The sequence below is a fragment of the uncultured Duncaniella sp. genome (genome assembly GCF_910578445.1).
GTDB lineage: Bacteria > Bacteroidota > Bacteroidia > Bacteroidales > Muribaculaceae > Duncaniella.
On sequence record NZ_CAJTQC010000003.1, the window covers coordinates 130,010 to 150,908 of the forward strand.

The 20,899-nt window shown below is 51.8% G+C and carries 17 protein-coding genes; 3 read left to right on the forward strand and 14 right to left on the reverse strand.

Annotation, left to right across the window (positions count from 1 at the left end; all coding sequences use genetic code 11):
* Positions 1–61: 61 nt before the first annotated feature.
* From QZ311_RS02945 to QZ311_RS02990, 10 genes are all read right to left on the reverse strand, one after another.
* Positions 62–604 carry a 2-oxoacid:acceptor oxidoreductase family protein gene (locus tag QZ311_RS02945; protein ID WP_297063690.1) on the reverse strand — a complete coding sequence of 181 codons (543 nt, stop codon included), beginning with the start codon at positions 602–604 and terminating at the stop codon, positions 62–64.
* Between the two features lie 32 nt (positions 605–636).
* Positions 637–1,416, reverse strand: coding sequence for a thiamine pyrophosphate-dependent enzyme (locus QZ311_RS02950; RefSeq protein ID WP_297063691.1), 780 nt, complete (start codon positions 1,414–1,416; stop codon positions 637–639).
* 7 nt (positions 1,417–1,423) lie between these two features.
* Positions 1,424–2,506 carry a 3-methyl-2-oxobutanoate dehydrogenase subunit VorB gene (locus tag QZ311_RS02955; RefSeq protein ID WP_297063692.1) on the reverse strand — a complete coding sequence of 361 codons (1,083 nt, stop codon included), beginning with the start codon at positions 2,504–2,506 and terminating at the stop codon, positions 1,424–1,426.
* A gap of 91 nt (positions 2,507–2,597) precedes the next feature.
* Positions 2,598–2,828, reverse strand: coding sequence for a 4Fe-4S binding protein (locus QZ311_RS02960; protein WP_297063694.1), 231 nt, complete (start codon positions 2,826–2,828; stop codon positions 2,598–2,600).
* Between the two features lie 209 nt (positions 2,829–3,037).
* Entirely contained in the window at positions 3,038–3,733 is a 696-nt protein-coding gene (locus QZ311_RS02965; RefSeq protein WP_297063696.1) for a NigD-like C-terminal domain-containing protein, read from the reverse strand.
* A gap of 61 nt (positions 3,734–3,794) precedes the next feature.
* Positions 3,795–4,445, reverse strand: a complete 651-nt coding sequence (locus QZ311_RS02970) for an ABC transporter ATP-binding protein (RefSeq protein WP_297063698.1) — start codon at positions 4,443–4,445, stop codon at positions 3,795–3,797.
* Between the two features lie 66 nt (positions 4,446–4,511).
* Positions 4,512–5,492 carry a 6-phosphofructokinase gene (pfkA, locus tag QZ311_RS02975; RefSeq protein ID WP_297063701.1) on the reverse strand — a complete coding sequence of 327 codons (981 nt, stop codon included), beginning with the start codon at positions 5,490–5,492 and terminating at the stop codon, positions 4,512–4,514.
* 112 nt (positions 5,493–5,604) lie between these two features.
* Positions 5,605–6,375, reverse strand: a complete 771-nt coding sequence (locus tag QZ311_RS02980) for a peptidylprolyl isomerase (RefSeq protein WP_297063703.1) — start codon at positions 6,373–6,375, stop codon at positions 5,605–5,607.
* 232 nt (positions 6,376–6,607) lie between these two features.
* Positions 6,608–7,687: a glycosyltransferase family 4 protein gene (locus QZ311_RS02985; RefSeq protein ID WP_297063705.1), complete on the reverse strand. Its 1,080-nt coding sequence runs from the start codon at positions 7,685–7,687 to the stop codon at positions 6,608–6,610.
* A 69-nt stretch (positions 7,688–7,756) separates the two neighbouring features.
* Positions 7,757–8,134, reverse strand: a complete 378-nt coding sequence (locus QZ311_RS02990; protein WP_297063707.1) for a hypothetical protein — start codon at positions 8,132–8,134, stop codon at positions 7,757–7,759.
* 210 nt (positions 8,135–8,344) lie between these two features.
* Here QZ311_RS02990 and QZ311_RS02995 point away from each other — a divergent pair, with 210 nt between their 5' ends.
* The gene (locus QZ311_RS02995; protein WP_297063709.1) at positions 8,345–9,256 is read left to right on the forward strand and encodes an AraC family transcriptional regulator; all 912 of its coding nucleotides are present in this window, start codon (positions 8,345–8,347) and stop codon (positions 9,254–9,256) included.
* Positions 9,257–9,279: 23 nt separating this feature from the next.
* Positions 9,280–10,899: a DUF4435 domain-containing protein gene (locus tag QZ311_RS03000; RefSeq protein WP_297063711.1), complete on the forward strand. Its 1,620-nt coding sequence runs from the start codon at positions 9,280–9,282 to the stop codon at positions 10,897–10,899.
* Positions 10,900–10,907: 8 nt separating this feature from the next.
* Here the strand turns inward: QZ311_RS03000 and QZ311_RS03005 are convergent, their stop codons facing one another.
* On the reverse strand, positions 10,908–12,260 hold the full coding sequence (locus QZ311_RS03005; RefSeq protein WP_297063713.1) for a mechanosensitive ion channel domain-containing protein: 1,353 nt from the start codon (positions 12,258–12,260) through the stop codon (positions 10,908–10,910).
* A 107-nt stretch (positions 12,261–12,367) separates the two neighbouring features.
* Between QZ311_RS03005 and QZ311_RS03010 the strand changes: the two genes are divergently transcribed.
* Positions 12,368–12,856 (forward strand): hypothetical protein, encoded by a 489-nt coding sequence (locus QZ311_RS03010; protein WP_297063715.1) that lies wholly within the window; start codon positions 12,368–12,370, stop codon positions 12,854–12,856.
* Between the two features lie 181 nt (positions 12,857–13,037).
* Here the strand turns inward: QZ311_RS03010 and QZ311_RS03015 are convergent, their stop codons facing one another.
* The 3 genes from QZ311_RS03015 to QZ311_RS03025 all read right to left on the reverse strand — a co-directional run bounded on the left by QZ311_RS03015 (position 13,038) and on the right by QZ311_RS03025 (position 20,769).
* Entirely contained in the window at positions 13,038–15,221 is a 2,184-nt protein-coding gene (locus QZ311_RS03015; RefSeq protein ID WP_297063813.1) for a glycoside hydrolase family 3 C-terminal domain-containing protein, read from the reverse strand.
* A gap of 77 nt (positions 15,222–15,298) precedes the next feature.
* Entirely contained in the window at positions 15,299–17,827 is a 2,529-nt protein-coding gene (locus tag QZ311_RS03020) for a glycoside hydrolase family 2 TIM barrel-domain containing protein (RefSeq protein ID WP_297063717.1), read from the reverse strand.
* A 65-nt stretch (positions 17,828–17,892) separates the two neighbouring features.
* Entirely contained in the window at positions 17,893–20,769 is a 2,877-nt protein-coding gene (locus tag QZ311_RS03025) for a TIM-barrel domain-containing protein (RefSeq protein ID WP_297063720.1), read from the reverse strand.
* Positions 20,770–20,899: the final 130 nt, after the last annotated feature.

The following is a 20,899-nucleotide window of genomic DNA, read 5'->3' on the forward strand; positions in this document are numbered from 1 at the left end:
GTCACACTGAATTCAGATTGTGTGGCAGAGGTGTCTTGGTTTTATTCTTTTGATGTCTGTTTCAGACAGTTTTTGGGAGTTCCATTCCTTTGAGAATTGCTTCCTTGTTGACAGGTAGCAGACGGTGGTGGCGTTCGGGAAGAGTCTTTTTCAGACCTTTCATGACGGCTTCTACCGGGACTAAGTTTCTTACTTTAAGTAGCGCGCCGAGGAGCACCATGTTGTATGCCTTGCTTGACGGTAGTTCGAACGTAGCCTCCATCGCCTCAACCGGGATTACTTTTATGTCGGTCCGTGTAGGAGCGTGGTGGATGCTGTAGGGGTCATAGATGAGAGTGCCGCCGGGTTTTACTTTTGATTCGAACTTGTCGAGGCTCTGCTGATTGAGAATCACAGCGGTGTCATAGGAGTTGAGCACCGGACTGCTGATCGGAGCATCCGACAGGATTACGGTCACATTGGCAGTGCCGCCACGCTGTTCCGGGCCGTATGCAGGCATCCAAGTCACTTCAAGGCCGTCCATCAGACCTGCGTATGCGAGTATCTTGCCCATCGAGAGGACACCCTGTCCACCGAATCCGGCTATGATGATTTCTTCTTTCATAAGCGTTGGTATCAACTTTTTTGTCCGATGGGTCAGCTGGGCTGTCCGTCAGTAGTGTCTTTGAGGTCGCCGACCGGATATTTGGCAAACATGTGTTCTTCCATCCATTTGTTGGATTTCTCGGGGCTCATCTTCCATCCGGAGCTGCATGTCGAGACGATTTCGACTACGGAAGTACCGAGTCCGGCCATGCTGTTCTCGAAAGCCTTGCGTATGGCTTTCTTAGCTTTGCGGACGGCAGGTGCGGTGTGGACGCTCTGGCGTGTGACGTAGCAAGTTCCGTCGAGCATTGAAAGAATCTCGGTGATGCGCAGGGGATAGCCGTTGAGTTCGACACGTCGTCCGTAGGGGGTGGTCGATGTTACCTGCCCTTCGAGGGTGGTCGGAGCCATCTGCCCGCCTGTCATTCCGTAGATGCCGTTGTTGATGAAGATTATGGCTATGTTTTCGCCACGGTTGGCGGCGTGGATTGTTTCGGCAGTTCCGATGGCAGCGAGGTCGCCGTCGCCCTGATATGTGAATACGAGGCGCGAAGGGTTAAGGCGTTTGGCCGCCGTAGCAATGGCCGGCGCACGTCCGTGGGCTGCCTCGATCCAGTCGATGTCCACATAGTTATATGCCATGACCGCACACCCGACCGGGGCGATGCCGATGGCTATATGTTCAGCACCCATTTCCTCGATGACTTCCGCCACGAGTTTGTGGACTACTCCGTGTGAGCATCCCGGACAATAGTGCATCGTGTTGTCGTTGAGCAGACGTGGTTTTGTCTCGACTATGTTGGCTGATTGCTTGATTTCTTCGGGTGTCATGACGCTCTTACTTTTCGATTATGTTTTTAAGTGCTTCGAGCACGTCGGAGGGATCCATGACGATGCCTCCCATGCGTCCGTAGTGGCTGACGGGGATGCTGTCTTCAAGGCTCAGACGGACATCTTCAATCATCTGGCCTGCGTTAAGCTCGACCACAAGTATTGATTTGACTTTTTTGCTGAGGCGTTTGATTTCTTCCGAGGGGAAGGGCCAGAGTGTGATCGGGCGGATTATTCCGACCTTAATGCCCATGCCACGGGCTTCTTCCATCGCTTTCTGGCAGATTCGTGCGACAGAACCGAATGCGACAATCAGATATTCGCAGTCTTCCGTGCCATGTTCTTCAAAGCGGCATTCGTTGGCCTGAATGAGACTGTAGGTTTCCTGCAGACGGATGTTGTTGCGCTCCATGGCCACCGGGTCAAGCTCAAGAGTGGTCATGATGTTCGGTTTGCGTGAAGCAGGCTTTCCTGTGACGGCCCAAGGACACTGGAGTGCGATTTCTTCGTCGGTGCGTCTCGGACGTTGGGGAGGAAGGACTACTTTTTCCATCATCTGCCCGACAATTCCGTCGGCAAGCATCATGACCGGAGTGCGGTATTTGAATGCAAGGTCGAAGCCTAATCCGACAAAATCGGCCATTTCCTGAACCGATGCCGGCGCGAGGACTATGAGATGATAGTCTCCGTGGCCGCCACCTTTGGTCGCCTGAAAATAATCGGCCTGCGATGGCTGGATCGTGCCGAGGCCGGGACCTCCACGCATGCAGTTTATGATGAGGGCCGGAAGTTCGCCGGCGGCGATATATGAGATGCCTTCCTGTTTGAGGCTTATGCCGGGGCTTGACGATGATGTCATGCAGGCTTTTCCTGTGGCAGCACCGCCATAGACCATGTTGATGGCGGCAACCTCGCTCTCAGCCTGCAATACGACCATGCCCGTAGTCTCCCAAGGCATAAGTTCCTCGAGGGTTTCGAGAATTTCGCTCTGAGGGGTGATGGGGTAGCCGAAATAGCCGTCGACGCCGTAGCGCACGGCTGCATGGGCGACTGCCTCATTGCCTTTCATCAGTCTGATTTCTTCTTCCATATTATGTCGGGCGTCTTACGCCTTGTTTTTATTTTTTGAAGGTGTTTTGTTTAGTGTGTGGTTGTGTAGGGGGGAGAAGGAAAGGAACAGGCTATTTTTCCACGACACGATACACGGTAATGCAGCCGTCGGGACACACTGTGGCACATGCGGCACAGCCGATGCACTTGTCAGGATTCTCGTCGGTTACGAAGTGGTATCCCATGTCGTTAACTTCCTTGGGCTGGAGTTTAAGGACATCGCAGGGGCAGGCGACCACACATAGGTCACAACCTTTGCAACGCTCCCGGTTTATGTCAACTGCTCCTATAACTTTTGCCATATCGTTTTGCGATTAATTGAAAAATGAGGCCGGGGAGGGATGAATGTGGATGCCTCGTTGTTGAAAACATACTTTTTCAACACAAATTTAAAGATAAATATTTGTTTAAAGGCCGATTTAATAAAACTTTAACCATTTGCACATTAATCAGACAATTGTGTAAATTCTATAAAATACCGTCAATGAAATCGTTAAGCGACTCGAAATGGTTAATTGTTCTTATAGAATGTAAAAATGTCTTTATTGAGGTTTGTGTCTGCAATATGGATTTTTACGCCCTTTGTCTTCGGGTCATTCCATATCTCACCGATATCAAACGACGCGAAATAGGCGCGGTCGTGGTAGTCGGTTTCTTCGGCCATTATGTGGACAAGATAGAATTCAGGGGTTTCCGATTGACGGGTGTCCGGGTCAAGCACAAGGTTGAAGATGCGCGGTTCTGTCGAATAGGTCAGACGCAGGTGGAAGTTTATGTAGGTCCCTGTGCGCCATGCGCTGTAGAGAAAGACCTTGTCGCGGTTCCAGTTGTCGTAGTCATCCTTCCACTCTGTCGCGGCTTCTCCCGTGTTTATTTTTGATGCGCCAAGAAGCTGTATGCGGTCGGAGACATATGCTTCACCGCCTTCAGGGATGTAGCGTATCATGAGGCGAGTCGGCGCTTCAATGTCCTGCAGGCCCGATGTCGATGTCAGCGTTACGAGCGGGGAGTCGTCGACCTGTCGCAGAGTGAACACAGAGCCTTTCCCGTCGCTGCCCTTGCCTTCATATGTCACGATGTCCCACAGTGCTATTTCCACAGGCCCGTCAATTCCGTCGTCATCGTTGCATGATGTTAGAACGAATGATGTGAGAATGGCCAGTAGGAATGACGGCACGAGGTGTTTGACGTATGCGGTTTGTGACATCGGATTGGTCTGTAGTTTGGGTGATGGGGTTGTTGATGAATGCGGGTCTGAATGCTTGTGGTCAGACGATAAGTCCGTCCTTCATGTGGATTACGCGGTCGGCTTTGAGTGCGAATGTGTCGTCGTGGGTCACGATGATAAACGTCTTGCCGGTTGCGTCGCGCAGGTCGAAGAAGAGTTTGTAAAGTTCTTCCCGGTTGTGGCTGTCGAGACTGCCTGTCGGTTCGTCGGCCAGTATGACTTTAGGGTCGTTGATGAGTGCGCGGGCCACAGCGGCGCGCTGTCGTTCTCCGCCCGACAGCTGTGAGGGGCGGTGGTCAAGGCGGTTGCCGAGTCCGAGCTCGTCGAGGAGTTTGCGTGCATGACTGAAAGCCTCGTTGCGCTTTGTGCCGCCGATGAGGGCCGGAAGCGCTACATTTTCTTCGAGCGAGAATTCGGGCAGGAGCTGATGGAATTGAAAGACGAAGCCCATGTTGCGATTGCGGAATCGTGCGAGCTTCGAGTCTTTCAGTCCTGTGATTTCCTCTCCGTCAAATTTCACGCTGCCGCTGTCGGCACGCTCAAGCGTGCCGATTATCTGTAGCAACGTGGTTTTGCCTGCACCGCTCGGCCCGACTATGGCCAGCATCTCGCCGTCATTGATGGAAAGCGACACACCTTTTATGACTTGGAGTTTGTCGAAGCTTTTATGTATGTCTGTGACTTCTATCATGGTTTTGAGTTGATGGTGGCTGTGATGCCGGTGGTTAAGCGGATGCGGGATTGAAGGTGTGCCATGTCAGATTGACAGGCGGCGGAGTGTCTCGAGAAGTTCGCGGTTAATGGGCTTGTCGTTTTTGATTGCCTTTGAGAAGGGGACGTAGACAATCTCGTCGTTGCGGATGCCGATCATCACGTTGCGCTGTTCTTCAAGAAGCGCGTCGATGGCGGCTGCGCCCATGCGCGATGCGAGTATGCGGTCGTAGGCAGTCGGTGATCCGCCTCGCTGGAGGTGTCCGAGGATAGAGACACGCACATCGTAGCCGGGATATTCGGTCTTTACGCGCTGTGCGAGTTCCATTGCTCCGCCTGTGACAGGGCTTTCGGCCACGAGGACGATTGATGAGTTCTTGCTCTTGCGGAAACCGTTTTCAATGAGTTCGGCCAGCTGGTCGACTTCGGTCGAGATTTCAGGGATGATGGCTGCTTCAGCTCCCGAAGCGATCGCGCCGTTGAGGGCGAGGAAACCTGCGTCGCGTCCCATGACTTCGATGAAGAAGAGGCGTTCGTGGCTTGTGGCGGTATCACGGATTTTGTCGACACACTCCATGATGGTGTTGAGCGCGGTGTCGTAGCCGATGGTCGAGTCTGTTCCGAAAAGGTCGTTGTCGATAGTTCCGGGGAGGCCGATTATAGGGAAGTTGAATTCATTGGCGAAGATGCGTGCGCCGGTGAGCGAACCGTCACCGCCGATGACCACGAGCGCATCTATTTCGTGACGCTTGAGGTTGTCGTAGGCGAGCTGGCGTCCTTCGGGTGTTGTGAATTCCTTACTGCGTGCGGTTTTGAGTATGGTTCCGCCTGCCTGTATGATATTGGAAACATTCTGGGTCTTGAATTCCTGAATCTCGTCTGTTATGAGACCCTTGTAGCCTCTGTAGATGCCTTTGACGCGGAGACCGCCGTAGATGGCCGAACGGGTCACGGCACGGATAGCGGCGTTCATGCCCGGAGCGTCACCGCCCGAGGTCAGGATGCCGACACATTTGATTTCTGCCATAACGTTGAAGTTTTATACGGTTGAGCTAAAGTACGATATAATTGATGTCGTGTGATTTTGCAAAGGTAGGGTTAAATTACGAGAACCTTTCCCTTATTAGCGCAAAAAAATGTCAAGGAAGCACTGTGGCCGAAAGTATGCGCACGTCTTCGGTCGGACGGTCGTTGCCGTCGGTCTCTACTTTCTGAATCTTGTCTACGACATCCATTCCTGAAATGACGCGTCCGAACACGGTGTAACCGCCGTCGAGGTGCGGTGTGCCACCTTCGCGCATGTAGACGTCGCGCTGTTCGGGTGTGAAGAATGTCGAGTCGTTGGCAGTGAGTCTTTCAGTCTCTTCGGCGAGTTTGTCGCGGAGTGCGTCGAGCCCGGCATGGTCGCGGTTGCGGCGCATGGCCATGATGCTGTCGCGGTATTCGGTCGAGAGGCGGTCAAACACTTGCTGTTTGCTCTGCATGACTGCCTTGCGGTCCATTGCGTCAAGCTGGCCGGGTGAGAATTTCTTGCCGGTGACGATGTAGAACTGAGAGCCTGATGACTTGCGTTCGGGGTTGACAGCGTCGCCTTGGCGTGCAGCCGCGATTGCTCCGCGATGATGGTAGTGTTTCGGAAAATCGATTTCGGCCTCGATTTCGTAGGGCATGTCGCCTCCGCCAAGCATTTTGCCTTTAGGTGCGTCCTTCGATGAGGGGTCGCCGCCCTGAATCATGAAGTCATTGATGACGCGGTGGAATAGCAATCCGTCGTAGTGGCCTGATTTGACGAGCTTGACGAAATTTTCGGTGTGGCGGGGAGTGTCGCCGTAAAGGAGGATGGTGATGTCGCCCAATGTTGTGTGAAGGAGCACTTTTTCATCACCGGGATTTGTTGTGTTAGTTTCCATTACAGGGGTTGAGTTATGAGCTTTAATGCCTATGAGTGTGGCAAACAGCAATAGGGTTGAAATAATATATTTCATGAGTGAAACGTAGAGCGGTGTTTATTACGGAAACGAATTGAACCTTAGAATAGTTCCGGCAAAGTTACGATTTTTTGCTAAACCCCACCCCAAAACTCGATAAAAAACCGGCTGCCACTCACGATTTGTAAATGCTTTTATGAGTGAATGGCTGCTCCTATTTCCCTGAATAGACTTCTATGATTCTGTCGGTGAATTTGTCGTAGGAAAGATTGGCGTTAAAGTAGTCGAGACCTGCGCGGCCTATGCGGTTGCGAAGGTCTGTGTCGGTAAGCAATCGGTCGATTGCGTCGGCAAGTTGCTCCGGATTTTTGGGATTGACGAGAAGTCCGGTCACTCCGTCTGTGACATATTCTGGCTGACCTCCGTTATTGGTGGTGACTATCGGAATCCCTTGTTGTTGAAACTCAATGTTCGACAGGAGAAACGAGTCACGAACGATTGACGGTGAGAGACCGATGTCAGCTTGTCCCATGAGATTTCGGGCCTGAGACGTAAAACCATAAAAGTGGATGCGGTCTGCAATTCCTTCTTTGGTCGCTTTTTCCATCAATTTGACGGAATAGTCTTTCGGACGACACGCCCCGAGGAATACCATAGCAAATTTTTTGGAGCTGAGCATCGAAAGTGCCCTGACGATATCGCCACATCCTTTTGATTCTCTGACGCGGCCGGAAAAAATCAGAAGTGGCGTATCAGGTGCTATAGCATATTTCTCTCTCAAGGATTCCACGGGAATCGCCTCATAAGGTGGAATACTGTTGTGAACCACACAAGTTTTCTCTATCGGAAACCAGCTGTTTGACCCCATCCATGTGCTCCGTGCAATTTCGGAGACGAATACTATCTTGTCAAGCTGCCTGAAATATCTTCTGAAAAACGGATTGGCGGGAGTGCGGTGTGCCTCGTGGCGTGTCAATATAATGCGGGCGTTGCTACTCGCTTTCTTTTTGGCGAGTACGGTGAGAGGTACAAATTTAGTGCTATGGATACAGACTACATCGGCATTACGGATAAGCTTCGCAAGCTTCTTGACAGCACTCCTGTCAAGAGACCATGAAAATGGAATGGTCTCACATTTTTTCCCCGTTTCTGACAAATGAGATACAACCGGCTCGGACTGGAGCGAAACGTAGCTGACATTATGGCCTCTTGCTGTAAGTTCAGTGCCTAAATCAGTGATATATTGCTCTGCACCTCCCCATATTTTACCTGGAAAGATCTGGACGATGTTCATGGCCGTAGCTGGAAAGAGGGGGTTAATATATATGGTGATGTTGATGCCCGTATGACGGTTACAACGCGCTCAGAAACCTTGTGAGGGTGTGATGCGCTTGTAGATGCGGCGGAAATTGTCGTCGGTAGCGGCGAGTTCCTCGGCGTGGTCGGCATAATCGCTGCCCCAGATTGCAGTAATCAAATCGGGGAGATAGCGGCGTTCGCGGTCTTTTTCAATTACAGTTGCAATCAGTCGGGAGATGTGCTCGGCATAGGCCTCAGGATTGATGGCGTAGAGATAGCGTGCGGCTGAAACCATGAATTGGCCTGTCGGGTCGACAAGAATCATATTGTCGACCAGTTCGCTCATGATATCGTCACATTCGCCGATGTGGTTGGCGATGTATTCATATGTGAGAAGCCCGTCGGGGTCCTGAGAGAGGCGTTTTTTTAAATCTTGTTCCATGGTGTCGGATGCTTGATGAAAAAATATTACGGTGCAAAAATACGGATAATCGCCAAATAATCCAAATAGCTGTGTGAATTGGTAATAATGGACAGATAAGTGCTCTAAATGGATAAAATTTTGGATAATAGTGGCAGATATGGCCTAAATGTGCTAAATTTGTGGGGTGAAGTAATGAACTGTTAACATAGACATTTTCTTTTAAATAAAATGGGCAAGACTGTAGAGCTCTCTCAACTCGCCTTTCTCCAGAATTTTTCTACCGAATTTTCGACGCTTGGCGACGATTACGTGTTCACGCGCATCACCGAGTCAGACCGAAGACCCGATAACTTTTCAGTTGGTCCTGTGAGGTTTGACGGCATGTCGTGGCTGCTGTGTTTCGGCGGCCGTCTTGACATTGAGGTGAATCTTGTGCCTTCCACCCTTAAGGCCAACCATATAGCCGTGACTCGTCCGGATTCTTTTTTTGAGGTCAAGGATATAGACTGGAGCGGACTTGACTGCTATGTGCTGTTCATTTCAAAGAACTTCATACGCGACATCAATTTTGACTTGAATATTCTTGGGTCGCTTCCTGTCCCGACATCGGGAGTCAACGTGAGCCCTGTTCAGGAAATAAGTATTGAGGAAGCCGAACTGCTTAAGGAATATTACAATATCCTGCATCACAATACCCGCAATTCCGACAGGAATTATTCCAAGTCGATTGCCCGGTGTGTGATTGCCGCTCTGACCTATCAGCTGATTCAGATTATATCGCGACGGATTCCGGCCGAGAGCTCCGAGCGTCCGCGTTCGCGCCGTTCGGCCTACGTCCACGATTTTGTCGAACTTGTCCATGAGCACCATTTGCGTGAGCGGTCTGTGGCGTTTTATGCCGACAAACTGTTTATCTCACCAAAATATCTGTCACTAATCATCAAGGAATCGCTCGGACGTTCGGCGGCTGAGGTGATTGACGATTATGTGATTCTTGAAGCTAAAAACATGTTGAGGTTTTCAGGGAAGAACATCCAGCAGGTGAGCTATGAACTTAATTTTCCGAACCAGTCGTCGTTCGGCAAGTATTTCAAGCATCTCGTCGGGATGTCGCCTTCTGAATACCAGCGCTCAAACTAACCATATCCCCCAGTAAAGCCGTCATGAAACTAATCCTTCCTCCCCGCATCGGGGCTTCACCTCTTGAGGTGGACACTTCTGAAAACCGTCAGATTATCATTATCGGGGCAAACGGTTCGGGTAAGACCCGTTTTGCTAACCGCATGATGCAGGATCTTGGCGACAAGGCGTTTAAAATGTCGGCTATAAAGGCTCTCTACGGGCGTGATGACGAGTCGCTGATGCCGGGATCGATAGATATGCTCTACCGCTCGGTCACTGATGGCGGTTCAGGTATAATAAGGGCCGATATCAAGGGCGAATTTGACCGCATGCTCGCCCTGATGCTCCACGAAGAGATGGAAAACCTTATTGAGTTCAAGTATCGTCCGGTGGCCGATGGGGGTGATGACAACAGGCCGGGCCGTGGAAAGGCGCGCCATGCAAAGCGCGATGTCCTTCCGTCAACGAGGCTTGACCGCTTGATAGGGCTTTGGCAGAAAGTTTTTCCTGACAATAAGATTCTGATTGAAAGCGGCCGTATGATATTCGCCAGCGACCGTTCCGACGACACTTATTCGTCGTCGAAGCTCTCGGCCGGCGAGCGTGCGGTGCTCTATTATATCGGGGCATCGATGTTTGCTCCTGAAGGTGGGGTTGTCTTTGTCGAGTCGCCCGATTTGCTGCTTCATCCGTCGTCCACACGTTCGCTGTGGGACAGCATCGAGCAGCTCCGTCCCGACTGCACGTTTATCTATATCACTCATGACCTGTCGTTTGCATCGACGCGTGGCGACGGGACTACGGTCTGGGTCAAGAGCTGTGACCCGGGACGCGGCGAGTGGGATTACGATTTCATGACCTCGGCCGACGGTATCAACGATGAGGTATATCTTGCCATCGTCGGTGCGCGCAAGCCGGTGTTGTTTATCGAGGGCGACGGTGTCAACTCGATAGATGCGAAGCTTTATCCGCTGATATTTCGTGAATACACGGTCAAATCGCTTGGAGGATGTGACCGTGTGATTGAGTCGACGCGCACGTTCAACAGTCTGCGCGCCTTTCATAATCTCGATGCGTGTGGAATTGTCGACCGCGACCGCAGGGATGAGGGCGAGGTGAGCTATCTGCGCAAGAAGCGTATATTTGTGCCCAATGTCGCTGAGATTGAAAATATCTTTATGATCGAAGCGGTCATCAGAGCGGTGGCACGTCACTACCGCCGTGATGAGAACGAGGTTTTCGCTAAGGTGAAAAAATCGATAATGCGGCTGTTTGAGACTGACTTGCGCCAGCAGGCTCTGATGCATACGCGTCATATTGTAAAAAAGACGGTCGAACATCGTATCGACGGACGGTTTGCAAACATCAACAAGCTTGAGGAACACATCAACGACCTGTGTCAGTCGATCAATCCGCGCGGAATCTACGAGCAGTATTGCCGTGATTTCCGCCGCTATGTCAGCGAGGGTGACTACGACTCGGTGCTTAGGGTCTATAATCGTAAGACAATGCTGTCGGAGAGCCATGTGGCCCGGGCTTGCGGCTTGCGTCGCGACGACAAGGATTCATACATACGGGCGATTCTTACGATTCTCAAAGATGACCGTGGTCCGGCTTCGACCATCCGTTCGGCAATCCGTGCCACATTTGGACTTGATTAGCGCTGAGGCTATTTCTGCGTTTGGGATTGTCCTGTGGCCGGTCCGGAGGTTGACGATGGAGTCTCGGTCTGAGGCGATGACGGTTGTGTGAGTGTCACGGTTGTCACGTCTGTACCTGACGGGTCATTGAACAGACGCAGGCCGAAATCAATTGCAGTGACGGCTACATGCTCGAACACCGCACTCTGGATGGCTTCGTAGGCCGTGAAATTGGTCGTTGCCGTGAAACACCATATTTGCAGCGGGATTCCCTCGCCGGTCGGAGGCATAAGTCTGACGAGTATCTGCTCGTCGCTGCGTATTGCCGGATTGTTGAGCAGCCATTGGCACATGTAGGCTCTGAACAGACCGAGATTTGTCTGGTTTGTGCCGTTGACAACCGCAAGGCCGGGGTTATAGTCTGGGTGGCCGAGGGAGTCAATCTTATTGATATATGCCTTGATGATAGGGTATTTCGTCACTATCTCTGAAATCATATCCTGAGTTGCGGGGACAATGGTGTCGGAGTCAATGATTACGGAGCGGGCTATCTGGCGGCATCCGCTTTCGGTCATCCCGCGCCAGTTCTGGAAAGATGTCGAGACGAGGGTGTAGGGTGGCAGCGTCACTATAGTGTTGTCCCAGTTCTGGACCTTTACGGCTGTAAGACTCACGTCGACCACAATGCCGTTGGCGATTGTGGAGGGTACGACAATCCAGTCGCCGACGCGGAGCATGTCGTTTTGCGAAAGCTGAAGCCCTGCCACGAGACCGAGTATGCTGTCCTTGAAAACGAGCATCAGCACTGCTGCAAACGCGCCAAGTCCGGTGAGGAGGTTGACAGGCGATTTATTGACCACGATTGATACGCAGACTATGATTGCTATAAACCATATTATGCCTACGACCGTGTCGAGGATGCCTCCGAGTGGCAGGTTCTTGCTGTTGCGTGTCTCGTCAAAGCGCAGCCAGATGAATTTCGTCACCGTGCAGATGGCACGGCAGACCACGGCTACTGTATATATCAGAAGTCCGCGCAACACTACAACGCGCAGTGCTGTCTCGGACGTGAATGCGAATGGCAGAAGTGCCAGCAACACGAGCGGAGGGATGATGTGGCTGCACCGGCTGAGCACTTTGTGTTCGATAAGTTCCTTGCCGACAGTGCTGTGGCGCAGAAGCATGAATTTTCTTACTCCGTAGAGGACTAAGTTTCTGGTGGCCCATCCGATGAATAGTGCGAGGCAGACTATTATGGCCGCATAGATGATTTCCTCGGCAGTCTGGTCTTTTTCAAGCCCTACGGCGTCAAGCAGACGGTGGATATGGACAAGCAGCCATTGGGCGACCCGGTTGGAAGGGATTAGTGCGCTTAACAACATAATTGACGACTTTATGTGGGTGGTTGAACGTGGGTGTATATTTCATTAACACTTAATTCACCGAGGCTGTTTGCTCGTTTGGCGAAAGCTTGTTAATTTTGTGGGTCATGGATTCGTTAGATACACTTTTCATTATGCTTGCTGTGTTTGACAGCGTTGAATTTTATGTGATAGCAGCCGTTGTTGCCGCTGCCATTGTCGCTTTTTCTGCAAAGGGAGGGGAGCGCGGTCCTGCGCGTCAATATCTTCTTCCCGGGATGCTTACGCTTTCCGACACGCCCGATGTTCCTGCCATAGAATTTATCTGTTGCGACGACGGTACGGTCGTGCTCCGTCGCCACGGCATTGCGGGAATGACACGCAGCGGAGCGGTGAGCCTTGCTGTGGAGGTGCGCGGGTTTGACGTGACCGTCAGGGAGCGCACTGTCGCCGGTCGTCCCGGCGACATCGAGGTGGTCGACACCGCAACATTCATCTTCGACTTCATGGGAGCGGAGCGCTATTTCATAAGCTACACAGCCGAGGATGCCGGACTCTTCGCTGCCACCACTCTCCACAACCGCCCCGGCATCCGCACCCTCAAACCGATGCAGTGAGGCTCGTAGACAGTTTTACGTAAGACGGATATATGCTCCATAGTAACTGTTTATATGATACATTTCTCCAAATTTTCAAAAAATAAAAAGCCGGAACGCTCAAAAATTAGCGTTCCGGCTTTGTTGTGGGGGGATATTGTAAATCAATATCGGGATTCTCAGTAGTGGAATCTATAGATTGTTATTTCAGTTCGAAGGGGACTGTGGCGCGGATATCGGTTGATGATGAGCCGATGTAGGCGCGGAATTTGCCGGGCTCGGCAACCCATGATGCGGTTTTGTCGTCGTAGAATTTCAGAGCATCGGGGGTGATTGTGAAATTGACGGTTTTTTCTTCGCCGGGTGCGAGGTCAATTTTTTCGAAGCCTTTCAACTCTTTCAACGGTCGGAGGACAGAGGCTTTGTCGTCACCGATATAGAGCTGGACAGTCTCTTTGCCCTCACGGTCACCGGTGTTTCTGACAGGGATTGTGATGGTGAGCGATTCTCCCTCGTTGATGGCCTTGGCTGATGCGACGGGTTTGCCGTAGTCAAATGACGTGTAGCTTAGACCGTGGCCGAACGGATAGCGCGCCGGAATCTTCTTGGTGTCGTGCCAGCGGTAGCCGACGAGGATGTCTTCGAGATATTCCTGATTGATTGAGTCGCCGGGATAGGCGATTGCGCCGAAACTATGAGCACCGTTGTCCTCGAGTCGGACGGGGAAGGAGAATGGGAGCTTGCCCGACGGATTTACCTTGCCGCTGATAACATTGGCGATTGACTTTCCGGCCATTGAACCGAGATACCATGCCTGCGCGATGGCCGGGACTTCCGATGCCCAAGGCATTTCGACGGCGTTGCCGCTCAGGAGCAGTACGACGAGGTTGGGGTTGGCAGCGCGGAGCGCCTCGATAAGCTCAGGCTGTCCGAAGGGGAGGGCATAGCTCTCGCGGTCTCCTGCCTCACAGTCCTGAAGATGGTTTTTGTTGAGTCCGCCGACCATTATAACCACGTCGGCATCTTTGGCCATGGCCACGGCTTCGGCGCGCAGTGAATCCTGAACAGAGGCCGGAATCTGCTCGACATGGGAGTACATCGGCTTGCCGGCACGGTAGCCCTGAGCATATTTCACCTTGTCGCCATAGAGTGCGCGCAGCCCTGCGAGGGGAGTGAAGTTGTCCTTGACCTTCAGTTCCGACGAGCCACCGCCTTTCATGAGGTCGCGTGTGGCATTGTCTCCGACAACGAGTATCGACTTTACATCAGGGGAGAGTGGGAGGAGGGGATTTCCGCCTTTGACGACAGGCGAGTTCTTGAGAAGGACTATGGCCTCGTTGCCAATCTGCTCAGCCACGGCATAATGCTCGGGTGAAGCTATAGAGCCGAGCGGCTTGTTGCGCTTCATGGCCGTGAGGAAGTTGAGGCGCAGCATGCGGCGCGCCTTGTCGTCGAGTGTCGACATCGGGACTTCGCCTTTTTCAAGCATTTCGAGATAAGGGCGTGCCATGTAATAGTCATCGGTCGTAAATTCCGATTCAGATGTCAGGCCGTTGGTGTACGATCCCATTTCGAGGTCAAGTCCGTAGAGCGCGGCTTCCTTTGTATCGTGCGCGCCACCCCAGTCAGTCATCACAACACCTTTGTAGCCCCAGTCTTCTTTGAGGATTTTGTTGAGTAGCATTTCATTGTGACACGCGTGCTGTCCACGGATTTTGTTATAAGCACCCATGATGGTCCAGCTGTCACCGTCTATTACGGCACTCTTGAATGCAGGCAGATAGATTTCATGGAGCGCACGGTCGCTAAGGTTGACATTGATATGGCCGCGCCATATTTCCTGATTGTTGAGCGCGAAATGCTTCACACTCGCACCGACACCGTTCTGTTGCATACCCTTGATGTATGGCACGACGAGGACGGATGCAAGATAGGGGTCTTCGCCCATGTATTCGAAATTACGTCCGTTGAGTGGTGTACGGTAGATGTTGACACCCGGTCCGAGCATCACATCTTTCTCGCGATACAGAGCCTCTTCGCCCAGAGCGTTGCCATATTCGAACGAAAGAGTCGGATTCCATGTCGCAGCCAGAGCTGTGAGAGCAGGGAATGCTGTAATCGAGTCGTTGGTCCGTCCTGAATATCCCCAGTCATTCCAGTTGATTTCCGCACGCACTCCGTGAGGACCGTCGCTCATCCACAAGTCGGGAATGCCGAGACGCGGGACACCGGGAGAGGAGAACTTTCCCTGTGCGTGTATCATATTAATCTTTTCCTGTGTGGTCATGCGAGCGAGAGCGTCTTCAATTCGCTGCTCCATCAGCAGACTTTCGTCCATATATGCGGGCAATTCCTTGGCCGCAAAGAGGCTCAGCCCCGAAAGCATCAGGGGGATTGAGAAAATGTAGCGGATAGGTTTCATATCTTTAATATGTTTGTTGCTATGATTGTTAATCAGTATGTTTAAAAGGCGTTGATGACGGTGGTGTAGGGCAGGAGACCGGTAGATGTCGCGCGGACTGTAGCCGGCCCTTGAGAGCCATCGTTGCGGACAATCAGCATCGCTTTTCCGTAGAAAGCTTTGCGCTTGTCGTCCTTGAATCGTTCGAGTGATATTGGCGAGCCGTTATCGACACCTTCGTTGCGTCCCGAGCCAGAGACTTCAAATGTGACAAGATTATCGGCCCACGGACACAGGCGTCCATCTTTGTCAAGAATTTCGACGAGCACATAGCTGAGGTCGTTGCCGTCGGCCTTGATGGAACTGCGGTCAGGTGTCAGACGTATGCGGTAAGGTTCACCGGCGGTTTTGATTTCGTCGGTCGCGACAATCCGCCCGTCCTTTCTGCTTACGGCTTTCACAGTTCCGGGAGTGAAAGTCACACGCCATGAAGCGTGATACTTGCCCGGTTGAGGCGTACGCACGCCCTGTGACTCCCCGTTGACAAACAGTTCGATTTCATCGGCATTGTTGTAGTATGCCCACATGTCGATTTCCTGACCATCTTCCCAGTTCCAGTGGGGGAACAGGTGGAGCACATTTTTGTCGGGCCTCCACTGTGACTGATACATATAATATATGTCTTTCGGGATTCCGGCGAGGTCGACTATTCCGAAATATGAGCTGCGTGCAGGCCAGCCGAAAGGAGTCGGTTCGCCGAGATAGTCGAAACCGGTCCAGATGAATTGGCCTGAAATAAAATCTTTCCCGTTGACATGGCGCAGCGTTCCTTCATGTGAATTTCCCCAAGGGACATGACAATTATCGTAGGAGGTGCAGGAGAATGAGGGGTCTTCAAATGGAATGTCCCATCGCTTTGGCCAGATGAACATGCTGTCGGAGGGCATGCGGTAGTAACCGCGGGTCATCAGCCCTGAAACGCTTTCGGTGATTATGAACGGTTTATTCGGAAACCATCCGGGGACGGAGTCAAACCAGTCGTCGTGATAATTATAGCCTATGATGTCGAGCGCACCTGAGCGGAAGAGGTGGTTTCCGGGGTCAGGCTCGTTGCATCCGGCTGTTACCGGGCGCGAAGGGTCAAGGCCGCGCACCATGTCGGCAAGCTTTTTTGTCAGGAGTGAATTGACACTCATGCTGTCGTTTTCGGCTGCGAGCATTTCCTTGCCGTGGCCGAAATTCAGTATCAGATTGGCCTGTTCGAGAGACAGAGTGTCGGCCTTGGCATCGCTCCATTGTTCGAGCACCTCGTTTCCGATGCTCCACATGATGACCGATGGATGGTTGCGGTCGCGGCGCACAAGGTCGCTGAGATCCTTTTCGTGCCATTCGGGGAAATAGCGTGAATAGTCATGTGAAGTCTTTTTCTTGCGCCACATGTCGAAAGTCTCGTCCATGACGAGTATGCCCATACGGTCGCAAAGGTCAAGCACCTCGGGTGCGGGAGGATTGTGCGACGCGCGATAGGCGTTAGCCCCCATTTCCTTAAGTATTTCGAGTTGGCGTTCGATGCCGCGCGTATTGACAGCAGCTCCAAGTGCCCCGAGATCGTGGTGCATGCAGACACCGTTGATTTTCATCGGTTTTCCGTTGAGTGAGAATCCTTTCTTCGGGTCAAAATTGAAATATCTTAGCCCTGTGGTGGTCTGATAGGTGTCGAGCAGCTCACCGGTCCGTGCATCGCTGACAAATGTCGTCAGTGTGTAGAGATAGGGGTCTTCCGTGCTCCAGAGATGAGGCGAGTTTATGTTGATGGCCGACTTTACCTCAGCATCGCGATGTTTTTTGTCGAGTCTGACTGTCTGTGCCGGGCTTTTGGCAATCATTTTGCCTGTCGCGTCGATGAGTGAGGTGTAGACGCTCACTTCTGTCGATTTTTTTGACTTGCTTACAATTTCGGTGGAGATGTCGATTTTTGCTTCCGTGCCGGTCACGACGGGAGTGGTGACATGCTGTCCCCAAAGCGGGATATGGATGTCGGCGAGTGTGCGCATCCACACGTTGCGATAGATGCCGCAGCCGCTATACCAACGTGAATTTGGCTGTTCGGCATTGTCGACACGGACGGCAATCACATTTTCGCCATCCTGATTGAGCCACGGAGTGATGTCGTAGCTGAACGAGGCGTAGCCGTATGGACGTGTGCCGAGTTCGTGGCCGTTGACGAAAACGGTCGAGTTCATATATGCGCCGTCAAAATCTATAAAGATATTTTTTCCGCGTTGTTCGGGCGAGAGTGTGAAAGTCTTGCGATACCACCCGATTCCGCCGGGGAGAGCGCCACCGCCTGTGCCTGACGGATTGTCTTTGCTGAAGTCGCCTTCGATTGCCCAGTCGTGGGGGAGTGAAAGGCTTCGCCAAGAGGAATCGTCAAATTCAGGTTTCGCCATTTCAGGTGTGTCAGCGAGCATGAAGCGCCATCCGTCATTGAAGCTGAGCGCGCGCGAGTCGGCGGCGGAAGCGGAAAAAATGGCCGCCCCGCCAATCCAGACGAGGCAGGCCATTACAATCAAATTTACCTTAGATAACATGACCTATTGTGAGTCAGTGACTAAAAATGGTATGAGGTTAGATATAGGTTTGAAAAAATGTGAAATCAGAGTTTGACCGTTTTTGCAGTGCCGTTGTAGGCGACTTCCACACCTTTGTTTTCACGTCCATAGCCGACGGGATGGTCCTTGGAGACCTTTATGATGTTGAAGCGACGGTTGCGGAGCATGCCGGGATACTGGCCTGCGCGTTCTCCGATTGTCAGTGTCTGCTTTTCGTCATTCCACTTGAAAGGAATGACAGCATAATTACCCTTTTCATAGTTATAGTTGACATTTTCGTCTTCATACAGGACGAATTCACCGTCTTCTCCGGCATAGACATACAGATTGATTATGTCGGCCGGTTTTTCGTCGCTCCACTGGATGGCCGGGCCGAATGGAATTATTGAGCCGGAGCGTACGTAGAGCGGTATGCGTTCGTAGGGCGCTACGACATTCAGGCGCTGGCCTCCGTTGATTTCCTTGCCGGTGTAGAAGTCATACCAGTCAGAACCTTCGGGGAAGTAGACTTCGCGTGAAGTCGCACCGTAGGTGTAGACAGGCGCTACGAGGAAGGCCGGGCCGAACATGTACTGGTCGCCGATAGAACGTGTGGCCTTGTCGGAAGTGAAGTCCATCACCATCGGTCGCATGATAGTGTAGTCATTGAAATGGGTCATGCCTGCGAGCGAGTAGAGATATGGCATCATGTCGTAGCGCAGGTTGGTGTAGTAGACCACGGATTTATAGGCAGGATGATTTTCGGGGGCGATGTTGAAAATCTCACGATAAGGCCACTGTCCGTGTGCGCGGAACATCGGTGCAAACGCTCCGAACTGATACCAGCGTGTGTTGAGCTCACGCCATTCTTTCATGTCGGGAGTTTCCTTGCCTGTCTTGAGGTATTCCTTGGCTGCGGCCACATAACGGTCCTCGACACAGAATCCTCCTATGTCCATGCTCCACCAAGGAATTCCTGATGTCGCAAAGTTGAGACCGGCAGAAATCTGCGCTTTCATATCTTCCCATCGTGTTGCGATGTCGCCGCTCCATGTCGCGGTCGAGTAGCGCTGCTGTCCGGCGAATCCGGAACGGGTCAGAAGGAATACGCGGTCTTCGTTCGTCTCACGCTGTCCGTTGTAGATGGCTTCAGCGTTCATGAGTCCGTAGGCGTTGAAATATTTGGTTGACGGGCCGAGAGCCGTCGGGGTGATGAGGTCTTTGCGATACTGGAGGTCGGTGCAGTCGCGGATGTTGGGTTCTGAAGCGTCCATCCACCAAGCGTCGATGCCTAAGGGCACATAATGGTCTTTCATCTGATTCCAGAACAGTTTACGTGCGCCGGGATCGTAGGCATCATAGAATGAACCGAGATAGCCGGGGCCTACCCAGTCCTTGATGCTGTCCTGAACCGGAAGTTTATACATCCAGCCGTTTTTGTCGAATTCCTTGTAGTGCTCGGTTGTCACGTAGAATTTCGGCCATACCGAAATCATCACTCGTCCGTGCATGTCGTGGATAGAGTCGACCATGCCTTTGGGGTCGGGGAAACGGTCGAGGTCAAACTCGTGGCTGCCCCATGAGTCCTGCTTCCAGTGAAGCCAGTCGATGACGATATTATCAATCGGAATGTTGCGTTTGCGGAATTCGGCGAGAGTGGATAGCACTTCTTCCTGAGTGTTATACTTTTCACGGCTCTGCCAGTAGCCCATGACCCATTTGGCCATGATGGGTGCTTTGCCTGTGAGGGTGCGGTAGCCGCTGATGACGTCGTCCATATCTTCGCCATATATGAAGTAGTAGTCAATCTGGTCCTGCATTTCGCCCCACCAGCTCATGTCGAGCTGTTCCTTGTCATCGACCGGCGAGTAGACACGCAGACCGCAATAGGCCACAGCTCCGTTGGGTTTCCATTCGATTTTCAGAGGTACACGCTTACCTTTTTCAAGATTGACGGAAAATTTATAGGAATTGGGATTCCATGCCGTGCGCCAGCGTTCGGGAACAACTTCCTTACCGTCAATGAAGACCGATATGTAACCTGAATAATAGAGGATGAATTTGAATTCGCCGCTTTCCGACGGTTCGATTTCACCTTCGTAGGTCACATGCGATCCATAGTAGTTGAAATCCTGTGGCAGATTCACCACATGCTTGAGTTCTTTGCGGATGAGGTGTTCGAAATAAATCGAATCCTCGCGCTGTATGATGGTCTGCTCCTCGGGCTTTGCAGGTACGTAAGTTCCGGTGAGAGCGCCTTCTTTTCCATCTTTATCATAGAGTTTGAACACCTGTCCAAGCTGTTTGTAAGGAGCAGGATTGCCAAAGCGGCAGAGAGAGTAGCTGTCCCAAAGGATGCCATAGTTGTCGGTGGAGACTACAAACGGTACGGATACTTTCGTGTTGTATTGGAAAAGCTCTTCGTTTAATCCTTTGTAGTTGAATTCATCGCTCTGATGCTGGCCGAGGCCATAGATGCCTTCTTCTTCGTTGAGCGATTCAAACACCTGACGGACCGAGTAGCCTTTTGTCCCCTCGACTTCAATCGGAGAGAATGTGCGGCCACCTTCGGCTTCAGAGACAATAAGTTTACCGTTACGGTCGTAGAATTTGACATCGCCGGTGGACAGAGACACAGTGGCTGTGACGGCCGAAGTGACAACTGAGACAGTTGAGTCTGTTTCCGAGATGGTGTATTCTATATTTCCTTTTTGCGGGACAGTCACAAGACTGTTGTCAGGTGCGAATTTTTTGTCAGGAGTGGCCGAGACACGAATGATTTTATCATCCATTACCTGCAGACGTACTTTTCTGACTGAATTTTCACCGGTCGGTGTTACGTTGACGGTTATTCCGTGATCCGATTTCTCATATTTTCCCGGACTACAGGCCATGGACATAATTCCGGCGAGAATCGAGGCGGATAAAACTCTTAGTTTCATAGGCTGGGAGTAGGTAGATGTTTTAAGGTGATGAGGGTGTTTTCGAATGATGCAAAGGTATGAATAACTCGTCTTTAAAAGCTGAAATTATGTTGACACCGCAGGTTGTAAATGATTTACGGATGGTCGT